The sequence below is a fragment of the Palleronia pontilimi genome (genome assembly GCF_016412875.1).
Lineage (GTDB): Bacteria > Pseudomonadota > Alphaproteobacteria > Rhodobacterales > Rhodobacteraceae > Palleronia > Palleronia pontilimi.
Window position 1 is genome coordinate 456,052 of record NZ_JAEKPD010000001.1, and the last position, 13,487, is coordinate 469,538.

Sequence of the window (13,487 nt, forward strand, 5' to 3'; positions counted from 1 at the left end):
CGGACTTCCGCGTTATATAGGTGCGTGATGGATAGGGCGGCAGGACAAAAAAGCGCGGCGGCGTATCTTTATCCGCGGATCGACCCGTTCGATCAGCGAATGTTGGCCGTGGGCGATGGCCACCGCGTCTATGTCGAGCAATGCGGCAATCCCGAAGGCATCCCGGTAGTGGTCTTCCACGGCGGGCCCGGCGGGGGCTGTTCGCCTTCCATGCGCCGCTATTTCGACCCACAGGTCTATCGGGTGGTCCTGTTCGACCAGCGCGGCTGCGGACGGTCGCGCCCCCACGCCAGCGTGAAGAACAACACGACCTGGGACCTGGTCGCGGATATCGAGCTGATCCGCGAGGCGCTGGGTATCGACCGCTGGATGATCTTCGGCGGCTCGTGGGGGGCGACGCTGGCGCTGATCTACGCGCAGGCGCATCCGGACGCGGTGCGCCATATCATCCTGCGCGGCGTCTTCCTGATGACCCAGGCCGAGCTCGACTGGTTCTATGCGGGCGGCGCGGGACGGTTCTGGCCGGACGTGTGGCAGCGATTCGTCAGCCTGATCCCCGAGGACGAGCGCGGCGACCTGATCGCGGCCTACAACCGCAGGCTTTTTTCGGGCGACATGCTGACCGAAACGAAATACGCCCGCGCCTGGTCGAGCTGGGAAAACACGCTGGCGTCGATCGACAATGACGGGCCCGGCGGCGACAGCCCGGCGGATTACGCCCGCGCGTTCGCCCGGCTTGAAAACCACTACTTCACCCATGCGGGCTGGCTGGATTACGACGGCCAGATTTTGGCCGAGATGAACAAGATCGCCCATCTTCCCGGCCATATCGTGCAGGGCCGCTACGACATGATCTGCCCGCCGACCTCGGCCCACGCGATCCACAAGGCATGGCCCGGCTCGACCCTCAAGATCGTGCCGCGCGCGGGCCACGCGCTGTCCGAGCCGGGCATCAGCGCCGCGCTGGTCGGGATCATGGACGAGTTGCGCGCGCGCTGACACTCGACCCTTCGCCAAGCGGGGCTAGGTCGTTCTTCAACTTGAAGGAGTGCGATGATGTCCGACGAAAAATCACCCCACATTGTTGAAAACGAGAACGGACCGCTGTCCGCGCGCCACATCGACACGATGGTCGGCAGCGACGGCGCCGAGATCGACACCAAGCCGAATATGTCGCTGTGCCGCTGCGGCCGCTCGAAGGACAAGCCCTTCTGCGACGGCACCCACCGCGAGGCGGGCTTCCTGAGCCGGTCCGAAAAAGAGCCCAGCGGCAAGGACAAGCTGTATCAGTTCGAAGGCAACGGCGTGACCGTGCACTACAATCCGCGCGTCTGCAGCCACGCCGCGCAGTGCATCGCGCGGGCACCCGACGCGTTCGATCCCGACCGCCGCCCCTGGATCAAGCCCGAGAACGCCGATCCCGCGGTGATCGAGGCTGCGGTGCGGGCCTGTCCGTCGGGCGCGCTGATGCTCGAGACGAAGGGCGACGCGCAGCAGCTTCTGCCCGGCCGCGCCCAGATCACGGTGGAAAAGAACGGCCCCTACTGGGTGGAAGGCGCTTCCATCGACGTGGACCTTCCCGGCGAAGGCGCGACGCGCGACAAATACGTGCTCTGCCGTTGCGGGCTGTCGGGCAACAAGCCCTATTGCGATGGCTCGCATGCGGGGGCCAACTGGAAGGACGACAACTCGTAAACCGACACGCTCGCGGCCCTTGCAATGGGGACCGCGAGCGTCTACATCCCCTCCAACAGCGGCGCGTCGGGGTCCACACCCGAAGCCCACCGGAACCACGTAACGGGCCGCGCGCCCGTTTTTTTTGTGCTTGTGAAGGAAGTCATGTCCGACCTGATTGCGAAAGCCAGCATTGACCGCCGCCTGGCCGAGATCATCACCCCGGTGATCGAAGGCATGGGGTACGAGTTGGTGCGCGTGCGGTACATGGGCGGCAAGACGCCCACTGTGCAGATCATGGCCGACAAGCCCGAGGGCGGCATCGAAGTGGACGATTGCGGTGACATCTCGACCGCCGTGTCGGCCCACCTGGATGTCGAGGACCCGATCGAAGACGCCTACACGCTGGAAGTGTCGTCCCCCGGCATCGACCGGCCCCTGACCCGGCTGAAGGATTTCGCGGCCTGGGAAGGCTACGTCGCCAAGATCGAGACCGACGAGATGATCGAAGGCCGCCGCCGCTTCAAGGGCACGCTGGCGGGGGTCGACGGCAGCGAGGTTCTGCTGGAAATCGACGAAGGCACCATCGGTCTGCAGTTCGACTGGCTGAGCGACGCGAAACTGGTGCTGACCGACGACCTGATCCGCGACGTGCTGAAGTCCCGCAAGGACGCGGGCGCAATCGACGAAACCCAATTCGACGAAATCGAAACCATCATCGACAGCGAAGACGATGCGCGTCTTCCCGATCAGAAGGACCACTGACATGGCCATTACATCCGCCAACCAGCTTGAGTTGCTGCAGACCGCCGAAGCGGTCGCGCGCGAGAAGATGATCGACCCCGGTCTTGTGGTCGAGGCCATGGAAGAGAGCCTCGCCCGGGCCGCGAAGTCCCGTTACGGCTCCGAGATGGACATCCGTGTTTCCATCGACCGCAAGACCGGTCGCGCCACCTTCACGCGGGTCCGCACGGTGGTCGCGGACGACGAGCTCGAGAATTACCAGGCCGAAATGACGGTCGAGACGGCGAAGCAATACCTGGACGACCCCAAGATCGGCGACACCTTCGTGGAAGAAGTGCCGCCCGTGGAAATGGGCCGCATCGCCGCGCAATCCGCCAAGCAGGTGATCCTGCAGAAGGTGCGCGAAGCCGAGCGTGACCGCCAGTACGAAGAATTCAAGGACCGCGCGGGCACCATCATCAACGGGATCGTCAAGCGCGAGGAATACGGCAACGTCATCGTCGATATCGGCGCGGGCGAAGCCGTGCTGCGCCGCAACGAGAAGATCGGCCGCGAAAGCTATCGCCCGAACGACCGCATCCGCGTCTATATCAAGGACGTGCGCCGCGAAGTGCGCGGGCCCCAGATCTTCCTCAGCCGCACCGCGCCCGAGTTCATGGCCGAGCTCTTCAAGATGGAAGTGCCCGAGATCTACGAAGGCATCATCGAGATCAAAGCCGTCGCCCGCGACCCCGGCAGCCGCGCCAAGATCGGCGTGATCTCGTACGACTCGTCCATCGACCCCGTGGGCGCCTGCGTCGGTATGCGCGGCAGCCGCGTGCAGGCCGTGGTGAACGAGCTTCAGGGCGAAAAGATCGACATCATCCCCTGGAACGAGGACATGCCGACCTTCCTGGTGAATGCGCTGCAGCCCGCCGAGGTCAGCAAGGTCGTTCTGGACGAGGATGCCGAGCGGATCGAGGTCGTCGTGCCCGAGGAACAGCTTTCGCTGGCGATCGGCCGTCGCGGCCAGAACGTGCGCCTGGCGTCGCAGCTGACCGGTCTGGATATCGACATCATGACCGAGGAAGAGGAATCCGCCCGCCGCCAGGCCGAGTTCGAAGAGCGCACCAAGCTGTTCGTCGACACGCTGGACCTGGACGAATTCTTTGCCCAGTTGCTGGTGGCCGAAGGTTTCACGTCGCTGGAAGAAGTCGCCTATGTCGAGCTGGACGAGCTGACCGTCATCGACGGCGTGGACGAGGATACGGCGGCCGAACTTCAGGCCCGTGCGCGCGACTACATCGACGCGCAGAACGCAAAGGCGCTGGAAAATGCCCGCGCGCTGGGTGTCGAGGACAGCCTTGTCGGGTTCGACGGGCTGACGCCCCAGATGATCGAGGCGCTGGCCAATGACGGCGTCAAGACGCTGGAAGACTTCGCCACCTGCGCCGACTGGGAACTGGCCGGCGGCTGGACCGTCGTGGACGGCGCGCGTCACAAGGATGACGGCGTGCTCGAGCCCTTCGGCGTGGACCTGGAAGAAGCGCAGGCCATGGTGATGACCGCGCGGATCCAGCTGGGCTGGGTCGATCCCGATGACCTGGTGTCCGACGAAGAGCCCGAAGAGACAGCGGGAGAGACAGAGGAGGCGCAGGCCTGAGCCGCGCCGCCCACATAAGCGACCCGGAACGCAAGTGCCTGGTCACGGGCGAGGTGTCGCCAAAAAGGGGCCTGATCCGGTTTGTATTGGGCCCCGACGACACCATATATCCCGATGTGGCCGGCAAGTTGCCGGGTCGGGGAATGTACGTGTCGGCCGAGCGGGACGCGCTCGAGATGGCCGTGAAGAAGAAGTTGTTCTCGAAAGGCGCGAAACGTCAGGTCACGGTGCCCGACGGGCTTGTGGCCGAGGTCGAAGCCGCCCTTGTGCGACGTGTGCTTGACCGGATCAGCATGTCCCGAAAGGCGGGGCGCGCGGTGACCGGCTTCGAGAAGGTGAAAGACTGGCTTGAAAAGGGCACCGCCACGATCCTTTTGCAAGCCAGCGACGGGTCCGAACGGGGCAAGTCGAAGCTGTATAAACCGGGCGGGCGCGGATCGTTTTTCGACATCCTGACCGCGCAGGAATTGGGTTTGTCCTTCGGACGCGAACGTGTGATACATGCAGCGCTTGCCGCAGGCAGACTCGCTGACTTGTTCAGGGACGACGCCGTGCGGCTTTCCGGCGTTCGGACAATCGAAACGCAAGATGACGGGAACGATCCGGTTCCCGGAAAGGTATAGAAGACTCGATGAGTGAGAATGACGGCAAAAAGACGCTTGGTGTACGCGGTGGACCGCGTTCGGGTCAGGTAAAGCAAAGCTTCAGCCACGGCCGGACCAAGAACGTCGTGGTCGAGACGAAGCGCAAGCGCGTGGTGATGCCGAAACCGGCGGCTCCCAAGCCCGATAGCGGCGCGGCCAAGCCAGCGCCCGCCGGTGGCGATCCCAAGAAGCGCCCCGCGGGTATTTCGGATGCCGAACTCGAGCGCCGGATGAAGGCCCTTGCGGCCGCGAAGGCCCGCGAAGGCGAAGAAGCCGCCGAGCGCGAGGCCGAGGAAAAGGCCCGCGCCGAAGAGCGCGAACGCCGCCGCGCCGATCAGGAAGCCAAGGAACGCGAAGAAAAAGAGCGCGAGGACGCGCTGAAGGCGAAGGCCGACGAAGACGCGCGCCGTCTTCAGGACGAGGCTGACGCGAAGGCCCGCGCCAACGCGCCCGCCGCCGATCCGGCCGAGGCCGAGGCCCGCGCGGCCAAGCCGATGAAGGCCGCCCCGACGAAGACACCCGAGCGCGAGCGCGAGAAGGCCAAGCCGTCCCGCGGTGCCGAGGACAAGCGCCGCTCGGGCAAGCTGACCGTGAACCAGGCGCTACGCGGCGGCGAAGGTGGACGTCAGCGGTCGATGGCGTCGATGAAGCGCCAGCAGGATCGTGCCCGCAAGAAGGCCATGGGCCAGCAGCAGGACCGCGAAAAGGTCACGCGCAACGTCAACCTGCCCGAAGCCATCACCGTCAGCGAGCTGTCCAACCGGATGAGCGAAAAGGTCGCCGATGTCGTCAAGGCGCTGATGCAGAACGGCATCATGGCCACGCAGACACAAACCATCGACGCAGATACGGCGGAACTGATCATCGAAGAATTCGGCCATAACGTCGTCCGCGTATCCGATTCGGACGTGGAACAGGTCATCGACCAGGTCGAGGACAAGGAAGAAGACCTGGAGCCGCGCGCCCCGATCATCACCGTCATGGGCCACGTGGACCACGGCAAGACGTCGCTGCTGGACGCCATCCGCAACGCCCGCGTCGTGCAGGGCGAGGCCGGTGGCATCACCCAGCATATCGGCGCCTACCAGGTGGAAACCAACGGCACCAAGCTGACCTTCCTGGACACGCCCGGCCACGCCGCGTTCACGTCCATGCGGGCCCGCGGCGCGCAGGTGACGGATATCGTCATCCTCGTGGTCGCCGCCGACGACGCAGTCATGCCGCAGACGATCGAGGCGATCAGTCACGCCAAGGCCGCCGGTGTGCCCATGATCGTCGCCATCAACAAGATCGACCGCCCCGCGGCCGATCCCAACAAGGTGCGCACCGATCTTCTGCAGCACGAAGTCATCGTCGAACAGATGTCGGGCGACGTGCAGGACGTCGAGGTTTCGGCCACCACGGGCCAGGGCCTGGACGAACTGCTGGAAGCCATCGCGCTGCAGTCCGAGGTTCTTGAGCTGAAGGCCAACCCCAATCGCGCCGCCCAGGGCGCCGTGATCGAGGCGCAGCTGGACGTGGGCCGCGGTCCCGTGGCCACCGTGTTGGTCCAGCACGGCACCCTGCGCAAGGGCGACATCTTCGTCGTCGGCGAGCAGTGGGGCAAGGTCCGCGCCATGGAAAACGACCAGGGCGACCGGGTCGACGAAGCCGGCCCGTCGGTCCCGGTCGAGGTTCTGGGCCTGAACGGCACGCCCGAAGCGGGCGATGTGCTGAACGTGGTCGAAACCGAAGCCCAGGCGCGCGAGATCGCGGAATACCGCGAAAAGGCCGCCAAGGACAAACGCGCCGCCGCCGGTGCCGCCGTGACGCTGGACCAGCTGATGGCGAACGCGAAGGCCGACGAAAGCGTGGCCGAACTGCCCATCCTGGTGAAAGCCGACGTGCAGGGCTCGGCCGAGGCGATCACCCAGGCCATGGAAAAGATCGGCAACGAAGAAGTGCGCGTGCGCGTGCTGCATTCGGGTGTCGGCGCGATCACCGAATCCGACATCGGCCTGGCCGAAGCGTCGGGGGCGCCGGTCATCGGCTTCAACGTCCGTGCCAATGCGACCGCGCGGAACGTCGCCAACCAGAAGGGCGTCGAGATCCGGTACTACTCGGTGATCTACGACCTGGTGGACGACGTGAAACAGGCGGCCAGCGGCCTTCTGTCCGCGGAAGTGCGCGAGAAGTTCATCGGTTACGCCGAGATCCGCGAAGTCTTCAAGGTGTCGAAGGTCGGCAATGTCGCCGGCTGCCTGGTCACCGAAGGCGTGGCGCGTCGGTCGGCAGGCGTCCGCCTGCTGCGCGACAACGTGGTGATCCACGAAGGCACGCTGAAGACGCTGAAGCGCTTCAAGGACGAGGTGGCCGAGGTCCAGTCGGGCCAGGAATGCGGCATGGCCTTCGAGAACTACGAAGACATCCGCCCCGGCGACATCATCGAGATCTTCGAGCGCGAAGAAGTCGAGCGGAACCTTTAAGCCGACCGGCAGACCAACAAAAAGGCCCGCAGAGCGATCTGCGGGCCTTTTGCGTGGGCTAGAGCCAGTCGCGCAGGATCGGGATCAGCGGCAGATCGGCGGGCGGCATGGGAAAGTCGCGCATGTCGTGCGGGCGCACCCATTTCAGGGTCTGGCCCTCGCGCGCCCGCGGCTGCCCGTCCCATTTGCGGCAGGCAAACAGCGGCATGATCAGGTGGAAATCGTCGTACCCGTGCGACGCGAAGGTCAGCGGCGCAAGGCACGACTGCCAGGTGTCGATGCCCAGCTCTTCGTGCAGCTCGCGGATCAGCGCGGCTTCCGGAGTCTCGCCCGGCTCGACCTTGCCGCCCGGAAATTCCCAAAGGCCCGCCATGGACTTGCCGGGCGGACGCTGGGCCAAAAGCACCCGCCCGTCCACGTCGATCAGCGCGACGGCCGACACCAGAACGGTTTTCACGAACGGTAATCCGCGTTGATCGTGATGTATCCGTGGGTCAGGTCGCAGGTCCACACCGTGGCCTTGCCGTCACCCAGCCCCAGATCGACGTCGATCTCGATCTCGTCGCCCTTCATGTGGGCGGCGCCTGCTTCTTCGGTGTAGCTTTCGGCGACCCAGCCTTTTTCGGCCACCAGCACGTCCCCGAAGCGGATCGACAACTGGTCCCTGTCCGCCGCCGCGCCGGACTTGCCGACCGCCATGACGATGCGGCCCCAGTTTGGGTCTTCACCGGCGATGGCGGTCTTGACCAGCGGCGAATTGGCGATGGACATGGCGACCTTGCGCGCGTCCGCGTCGCTGGCGGCCCCCGTCACGGCGACTTCGATGAACTTGGTCGCGCCTTCCCCGTCCCGGACGACCTGGTGCGCGAGATCCAGCATCAAATCGCCCAACGCGTCCTCGAACGCGCCGCCGCGCTCGGTCACTTCGGGGCCGACATTGGTGGCCGCCATCAGCAGCGTGTCCGAGGTCGACGTGTCGCTGTCAACGGTGATGCAGTTGAACGTGGCATCCGCCCGGGCCGCGACCATGTCCTGCAACAGCGGCTGGGCGATGGTCGCGTCGGTGAAGATATAGACCAGCATTGTCGCCATATCGGGCGCGATCATGCCCGATCCCTTGGCGATTCCGGCGATGGTCACGGTTTCGCCCGCGACGTCGACCGTGCGGACCGCGCCCTTGGGGAAGGTATCGGTCGTCATGATCGCGCGCGCGGCGTCCGGCAGCCCGCCCGGGGCCAGACCGGCCACCAGCCCGTCCAGCGCGGCGGTGATCCGGTCGTCCGGCAGCCGCTCGCCGATCACACCGGTCGACGACGTGAAGACCCGCGACCCGGGCACGTCGCAAGCCGCGGCGACCGACGCACAGATCCGTGCGACCGACGCTTCGCCTGCGCGGCCCGTGAAGGCGTTCGAATTGCCGGAATTCACCAGGATGGCCGCACCCGCGCTGCCATCGCCGCCCAGCTTGGCCTGGCAATCCAGCACCGGGGCCGAACGGGTGGCCGAGCGCGTGAAGACACCCGCCACGCTGGCGCCGGGATCCAGGACCGCCAGCATCACGTCGGTGCGGTCCTTGTAGCGCACGCCCGCCTGGGCGGTGGAGATGCGAAGTCCCGCGATTTCCGGCAGTTCCGGAAACCGCTCGGGCGCCAGCGGCGACAGGGTCGGCATCTTTTATTGTCCGATCAGCGAGGCGTCGTTGATCGCCGAGGGGTCGATATCCGTCTCGGGCTGCTCGATCTCGGCGGCGGCGCGGCGCTCGTCGATCAGCGCGGCGATGCGGCGGTTGACGACTTCCTCGGCGACCTGCTCGCGCACTTCGTCCAGCGAAGGCGCCTCGGTCGTGCGCGTGTCGTTCAGCTTGATGACGTGCCAGCCGAACTGCGTCTGAACCGGTCCCGCGATATCGCCCACGGCCATGGCCTGCACGGCTTCGTCGAAGGTGGGCACCATCTGCCCCGGCTTGAACCAACCCAGCGCACCGCCCGACGGGCCGGACGGGCCGGTGGATCTCGCTTTCGCCAGATCGGCGAAATCGGCGCCGCCGTCGAGCTCTTCGATGATGGCCTGGGCTTCTTCCTCGGTCTCGACCAGGATGTGCGAGGCGTCGAATTCGGGCTCGCTTTCGAAATCGGCGAAGATCTCGTTATAGACCTCGGTGATTTCTTCGTTGGTCGCTTCGGTGGCCGACGCTTCGTCGATGACCGTGCGCGCCTTCAGCGACCGCTCTTCGTTCTCCAGGATCAGGCGCGCGGTGTCGGACAATTCCCGCCCATCGGCCAGCACCGTCATCGAAATCAGCTGGTCCAGGATCCCGTCGAACAGCTGGGGCGCGGGGACGTCGCCGGCCCGGTCGCCGATCGACTGGCGATAGGCGATCATGTGGCCCAGGGTGATGTCGTTGCCGTTCACGGTCGCGACCACGGTGTCGGCATCCTGCGCGGCGGCGGCGCCCGACAGGCCCACGGCCAGGGCGCAGGCGGCGGTAAGTCCGGAAAGTTTCGACATGGGATCTTCCTTGATTCACGGGGCGGCGCGGAGCCGCCGTTGACACTGTATCGGGTGCCCCTTACATCGCTTGAAGCCTTGAAAAAGGGGGCGCTTGGCGGCCTGAATACGCGCGCCGACCCGCACGGGCAAGCACGTCCCCCTTACACGATGCCGTCAGGAGAAATTATGCTGGGTCTTGGAACTGTCGCGAAGAAGGTCTTCGGCACGCCGAACGACCGGAAGATCAAGGCCACGCGCCCCGTGGTCGACCAGATCAACGCGCTCGAAGCAGAATACGAGGCGATGAGCGACGACGAGATCAAGGCGAAGACCGAAGCCCTGGCCATGCGCGCCACCGGGGGCGAAAGCCTGGATTCGCTGCTGCCCGAAGCCTTTGCCAATTGCCGCGAGGCCGCGAAGCGCGCGCTTGGCCTGCGCGCCTTCGACGTGCAGCTGATGGGCGGGATCTTCCTGCACGAAGGCAACATCTCGGAAATGAAGACGGGCGAGGGCAAGACGCTGGTCGCCACCTTCCCGGCTTATCTCAACGCGCTTCTGGGCAGGGGCGTTCACATCGTCACGGTCAACGACTACCTGGCCAAGCGCGACAGTGAATGGATGGCCAAGGTTTACAACGCCCTGGGCATGACCTGCGGCGTCGTCTATCCCCAGCAGCCCGACGAGGAAAAGCGCAGCGCCTATCGCTGCGACGTGACCTATGCCACGAACAACGAGCTGGGCTTCGATTACCTGCGCGACAACATGAAGGCCGAGCTGAAGGATATGTATCAGCGCGACCACTACTTCGCCATCGTGGACGAGGTGGACAGCATCCTGATCGACGAAGCGCGCACGCCCCTGATCATTTCGGGTCCCGCGCAGGATCGGTCCGAGCTTTACAAGACCATCGACCAGGTGATCCCGCATCTGAGCGACGAGCACTATTCGCTGGACGAAAAGACCCGCAACGTGACCTACACGGACGAGGGCAACGAATTCCTGGAGCAGCACCTGCACGAGGCAGGCATCCTGCCCGAAGGGCAGTCGCTCTACGATCCCGAAAGCACGACCATCGTCCACCACGTGAACCAGGGCCTGCGCGCCCACAAGCTGTTCACGAAGGACAAGGATTACATCATCCGCGACGGCGACGTGGTGCTGATCGACGAATTCACCGGCCGCATGATGGCGGGTCGCCGCCTGTCGGACGGGCTGCACCAGGCGATCGAGGCCAAGGAAGGCTGCGACATCCAGCCCGAGAACGTGACGCTGGCGCAGGTGACGTTCCAGAATTACTTCCGGCTTTACGACAAGCTGGCGGGCATGACCGGCACCGCGCTGACCGAGGCCGAGGAATTCCAGGAAATCTACGGTCTTGGCGTGATCGAGGTGCCAACCAACAAGCCCATCGCCCGTGTCGACGACCACGACGCGGTCTATCGCACCGCGCGCGAGAAATACGAGGCGATCGTCAAGTCCATCGAGAAGTCGCACGAAAAGCGGCAGCCCGTCCTGGTCGGCACTACGTCCATCGAGAAATCCGAAGCCCTGTCGAAACTGCTGAAAGATGCCGGTCTGCCGCACAACGTGCTGAACGCGCGACAGCACGAGCAGGAAGCCCAGATCGTCGCCGATGCGGGCAAGCTGGGCGCGATCACCATCGCCACCAACATGGCCGGTCGCGGCACGGACATCCAGCTGGGCGGCAATGTCGACATGAAGGTGATGCAGGCGCTGGACGCCGAGCCCGACGCCGACCCCGAGGTGGTCCGCAAGCGGATCGAAAGCGAAACCGCCGACGAGAAAGAAAAGGTCAAGGAGGTGGGCGGCCTTTACGTGCTGGCCACCGAGCGCCACGAATCGCGCCGGATCGACAACCAGCTGCGCGGCCGTTCGGGCCGCCAGGGCGATCCGGGCAAGTCATCCTTCTTCCTGTCGCTCGAAGACGACCTGATGCGGATCTTCGGGTCCGAGCGCCTGGAAAACGTGCTGTCGAAGCTGGGGATGCAGGAGGGCGAAGCCATCGTGCACCCGTGGGTCAACAAGTCGCTGGAAAAGGCGCAGGCGAAGGTCGAAGGGCGCAATTTCGACATCCGCAAGCAGCTTCTGAAGTTCGACGACGTGATGAACGACCAGCGCAAGGTGATCTTCGCCCAGCGCCGCGAGATCATGGAAGCCGACGACCTGGGTGAGATCGCGCAGGACATGCGTCACCAGGTCATCGACGACCTGGTCGACCAGTATATTCCGCCGAAGACCTATGCCGACCAGTGGGACGGCGAGGGGCTGTATGTCGCCATCCTTGAAAAGGTCGGCATCGACGTGCCGGTGCTGGCCTGGACCGAAGAGGACGGCGTCGACGACGAGGTGATCCGCGAGCGGCTTTGCGATGCGTCGGACGAGTTCATGCAGGCCAAGACCAAGCAATTCGGCCCCGAAAACATGCGCATGATCGAAAAGCAGATCCTGCTGCAGACCATCGACGCCAAGTGGCGCGAGCATCTGCTGACGCTGGAGCATCTGCGCTCGGTCGTGGGCTTCCGTGGATATGCGCAACGCGACCCGCTGAACGAATACAAGAACGAAGCGTTCCAGCTGTTCGAGACGATGCTCGACAGCCTGCGCGAGGACGTGACCCAGAAGCTGTCGCAGATTCGGCCGCTGTCCGAGGAAGAGCAGCAGCAGATGATCGCGCAGATGCAGGCGCAGCGCGCGGCCTTGCAGAAGGACGCCTCGGCCAGTCCGCCCCAGGGCGAAGCGCAGGCCGAAGCCGCGGCGCCGGGCTTCGTCGAGACCGACCCCGAGACCTGGGGAAATCCCGGTCGGAACGACAAATGCCCCTGCGGGTCGGGCAAGAAGTTCAAGCATTGCCACGGCCAGCTGACCTGATGCGCCGCTGGGCCTGAGCGCAACAAGCCATGCGCTCGGGCCATGATTGTGCACAAATCGCCCTAAATGCGCCGCATTTAAGGGGCCTTTATCCTCTCGGGGAACAGGGAGGTCTTGCATGCGGCTCTTTTCGGACACGGCGCGAAAGCGCATTCTAAGCCTGTCGCTGATGACGTTGGCCGTCTCGGCCATGTCGTATCTGACGCAGCCTTCGGCCCACGCGCAGAACACGCTGATCAATCCCGACGCGCGCCATTGCGCGCCGCAGCTGCGCCTGTCGGCGCAACCCGGTGCGATGATCCAGCTCGACGCCGTGATGCCGTGCCAGACCAACGCGCGGGTCGAGGTGACGCATGGCCCGATGCGCTTCTCGGCGCTGACCGATGGGCAAGGCCGGGTGTCCGCGATCCTTCCGGCCCTGACCGACACCGCCGAGGTGCGGCTTTCGACTGGGACCACGGTCCTGTCCGGTCGCATCACCGCCCCCGACGCGTCGCGCTTCACCCGTGTCGCCCTGCAATGGCAGGGGGATGCGCCGTTGCAGATCCACGCGCTCGAGCTTGCATCGGCATACGGGGGCGCGGGCCACATCTGGCTGGGCGACAGCAAGGCCCCGTTGCGGGCCGTGCGCGACAAGGGTGGCTTCCTGACCGAACTGGGAACGCCCCAAGGATCGGGCTGGCAGGCGCAGGTCTATTCGTTCCCCGCCGATCCCACCGGCTCCGGTGTCGTGCGCCTGTCGGTCGAAACCGAAGTCACCGCGCACACCTGCGGGCGCGAGATCAGGGGCGAGACGATCCAGGCCGATTTCGCCGGGCAGCCGCGGGCGATGCCGATGATGCTGCGGCTTCCGGGATGCCAGGCGGTGGGCGAAACTCTCGTGTTGAAAAATCTGCTGCGAGACCTGAAACTCGCTTTGAAGTGAGGCGCAAACAGGAT

11 protein-coding genes are annotated in these 13,487 nt (G+C 65.1%); 8 read left to right on the top strand and 3 right to left on the bottom strand.

Annotated elements, in window-relative coordinates:
• Positions 1–27: 27 nt before the first annotated feature.
• The 6 genes from pip to infB all read left to right on the top strand — a co-directional run bounded on the left by pip (position 28) and on the right by infB (position 7,169).
• Positions 28–999, top strand: coding sequence for a prolyl aminopeptidase (pip, locus tag ILP92_RS02310; protein ID WP_198914732.1), 972 nt, complete (start codon positions 28–30; stop codon positions 997–999).
• A gap of 57 nt (positions 1,000–1,056) precedes the next feature.
• Positions 1,057–1,695 carry a CDGSH iron-sulfur domain-containing protein gene (locus tag ILP92_RS02315; RefSeq protein WP_198914733.1) on the top strand — a complete coding sequence of 213 codons (639 nt, stop codon included), beginning with the start codon at positions 1,057–1,059 and terminating at the stop codon, positions 1,693–1,695.
• 144 nt (positions 1,696–1,839) lie between these two features.
• On the top strand, positions 1,840–2,439 hold the full coding sequence (gene rimP / locus ILP92_RS02320) for a ribosome maturation factor RimP (RefSeq protein ID WP_198914734.1): 600 nt from the start codon (positions 1,840–1,842) through the stop codon (positions 2,437–2,439).
• 1 nt (position 2,440) lies between these two features.
• Positions 2,441–4,060 (top strand): transcription termination factor NusA, encoded by a 1,620-nt coding sequence (gene nusA / locus ILP92_RS02325; protein WP_198914735.1) that lies wholly within the window; start codon positions 2,441–2,443, stop codon positions 4,058–4,060.
• On the top strand, positions 4,057–4,683 hold the full coding sequence (locus tag ILP92_RS02330; protein WP_198914874.1) for an RNA-binding protein: 627 nt from the start codon (positions 4,057–4,059) through the stop codon (positions 4,681–4,683). The genes nusA and ILP92_RS02330 overlap by 4 nt, the downstream gene beginning before the upstream one ends.
• 8 nt (positions 4,684–4,691) lie before the next feature.
• The gene (gene infB / locus ILP92_RS02335; protein WP_198914736.1) at positions 4,692–7,169 is read left to right on the top strand and encodes a translation initiation factor IF-2; all 2,478 of its coding nucleotides are present in this window, start codon (positions 4,692–4,694) and stop codon (positions 7,167–7,169) included.
• A gap of 58 nt (positions 7,170–7,227) precedes the next feature.
• Here the strand turns inward: infB and ILP92_RS02340 are convergent, their stop codons facing one another.
• From ILP92_RS02340 to ILP92_RS02350, 3 genes are read right to left on the bottom strand one after another with little or no spacing between them, the layout of a single operon-like run.
• Positions 7,228–7,626 (bottom strand): (deoxy)nucleoside triphosphate pyrophosphohydrolase, encoded by a 399-nt coding sequence (locus ILP92_RS02340; RefSeq protein ID WP_198914737.1) that lies wholly within the window; start codon positions 7,624–7,626, stop codon positions 7,228–7,230.
• The gene (gene argJ / locus ILP92_RS02345; protein WP_198914738.1) at positions 7,623–8,840 is read right to left on the bottom strand and encodes a bifunctional glutamate N-acetyltransferase/amino-acid acetyltransferase ArgJ; all 1,218 of its coding nucleotides are present in this window, start codon (positions 8,838–8,840) and stop codon (positions 7,623–7,625) included. Before argJ ends, ILP92_RS02340 begins: the two co-directional genes overlap by 4 nt.
• Positions 8,841–8,843: 3 nt before the next feature.
• Positions 8,844–9,677 carry a peptidylprolyl isomerase gene (locus tag ILP92_RS02350; RefSeq protein ID WP_198914739.1) on the bottom strand — a complete coding sequence of 278 codons (834 nt, stop codon included), beginning with the start codon at positions 9,675–9,677 and terminating at the stop codon, positions 8,844–8,846.
• A 168-nt stretch (positions 9,678–9,845) separates the two neighbouring features.
• Between ILP92_RS02350 and secA the strand changes: the two genes are divergently transcribed.
• On the top strand, positions 9,846–12,548 hold the full coding sequence (gene secA / locus ILP92_RS02355) for a preprotein translocase subunit SecA (protein WP_198914740.1): 2,703 nt from the start codon (positions 9,846–9,848) through the stop codon (positions 12,546–12,548).
• 118 nt (positions 12,549–12,666) lie between these two features.
• Positions 12,667–13,473 carry a hypothetical protein gene (locus tag ILP92_RS02360; RefSeq protein WP_198914741.1) on the top strand — a complete coding sequence of 269 codons (807 nt, stop codon included), beginning with the start codon at positions 12,667–12,669 and terminating at the stop codon, positions 13,471–13,473.
• Positions 13,474–13,487: the final 14 nt, after the last annotated feature.

Excerpts from the sequence above, each read along its gene's own strand:
- ILP92_RS02350 (WP_198914739.1), bottom strand. The coding sequence starts at position 9,677 with ATGTCGAAACTTTCCGGACTTACCGCCGCCTGCGCCCTGGCCGTGGGC.
- pip (WP_198914732.1), top strand. The coding sequence starts at position 28 with ATGGATAGGGCGGCAGGACAAAAAAGCGCGGCGGCGTATCTTTATCCG.
- ILP92_RS02360 (WP_198914741.1), top strand. The coding sequence starts at position 12,667 with ATGCGGCTCTTTTCGGACACGGCGCGAAAGCGCATTCTAAGCCTGTCG.
- argJ (WP_198914738.1), bottom strand. The coding sequence starts at position 8,840 with ATGCCGACCCTGTCGCCGCTGGCGCCCGAGCGGTTTCCGGAACTGCCG.
- nusA (WP_198914735.1), top strand. The coding sequence starts at position 2,441 with ATGGCCATTACATCCGCCAACCAGCTTGAGTTGCTGCAGACCGCCGAA.
- rimP (WP_198914734.1), top strand. The coding sequence starts at position 1,840 with ATGTCCGACCTGATTGCGAAAGCCAGCATTGACCGCCGCCTGGCCGAG.
- infB (WP_198914736.1), top strand. The coding sequence starts at position 4,692 with ATGAGTGAGAATGACGGCAAAAAGACGCTTGGTGTACGCGGTGGACCG.
- ILP92_RS02315 (WP_198914733.1), top strand. The coding sequence starts at position 1,057 with ATGTCCGACGAAAAATCACCCCACATTGTTGAAAACGAGAACGGACCG.
- secA (WP_198914740.1), top strand. The coding sequence starts at position 9,846 with ATGCTGGGTCTTGGAACTGTCGCGAAGAAGGTCTTCGGCACGCCGAAC.